The 966-nt window shown below is 66.5% G+C and carries 1 protein-coding gene; it reads right to left on the bottom strand.

Annotated elements, in window-relative coordinates; genetic code table 11:
* A protein-coding gene (locus BLJ79_RS22190; protein ID WP_502686119.1) for an IS5 family transposase occupies nt 1-859 on the bottom strand; the annotation gives its coding sequence in 2 pieces (ribosomal slippage) (nt 1-577 and nt 576-859; 861 coding nt in all).
* Nucleotides 860-966: the final 107 nt, after the last annotated feature.

Genomic DNA, 966 nt, shown 5'->3' with positions numbered 1-966 from the left:
CTAGGGCGTGTCTCCCAATCGTGATTTCTCGAGGGCGGCGCTCCAGATGACCACCGCGTGGAGCACCACGGCCGAGCGGTAGGTCAGGGCGAGCTTGTCGTAGCGGGTGGCCATGCCGCGCCATTGCTTCAGGGCGTTGAAGCTGCGCTCCACGACGTTGCGGCGCTTGTAGGCCTCCTTGTCGTAGGTGACCGGACGTCCTCCGGCGGAGCCCTTGCGCTTCCGGTTGGCCTTTTGGTCGTCCTTTTCGGGGATCACGCATTGGATGCCGCGCTCGCGCAGGTATTTCCGGTTGCCCCTCGAGGAATAGGCCTTGTCGGCCATGGCCCGGACGGGACGTCTCCGGGTGGCCCCGGTGGCCGGGTTCTTGACCTTCAGGGCGCCCAGGAGGTTTTCGAACATCGGGGAATCCCCGGCCTGCCCGGGTCCGACCATCACCACCAGCGGGCGCTGGTTCCCGTCGACCAGGGAGTGGATCTTGGTGGTCAGCCCGCCGCGGGACTTGCCGATGGCGTGGTCAGGGGGCTCTTCGAGAAGATTCTTGTAATTCGACAGGTCCCCCTGTGTGGCGCGGGAGGTTGGTGCCGTGCTGGTGGGCACGGTTGATCGTGGAGTCCACCGACACCTCCCAGTCGATCAGGCCACGGCTCTCGGCGTGGCCCAGCAGGGTCGCCAGCACCGAGTCCCAGGTGCCGTCGGCGGCGTAGCGGCGGTGGCGCTTCCACACGGTCTTCCAGGACCCGAAGTGCTCGGGCAGGTCGCGCCACGGGATGCCGGCGCGGTAGCGGTAGATGATGCCCTCGACCACGAGCCGGTGCTCCTTGAACGGGCGCCCCGCCCTGCCCGTGGAATCGGGCATGAACGGGGCAATCAGCTCCCACTGGGGATCGGTGAGGACGGTGTAACGGGAATTCACCCGTTAATCCTGCCAAACCGAACCGTCAGCGATTAGGAGACACGCCCTAG

This window comes from Arthrobacter sp. UCD-GKA (genome assembly GCF_001863355.1).
Lineage (GTDB): Bacteria > Actinomycetota > Actinomycetes > Actinomycetales > Micrococcaceae > Paeniglutamicibacter.
This window is presented reverse-complemented; position numbering and strand designations above follow the sequence as displayed.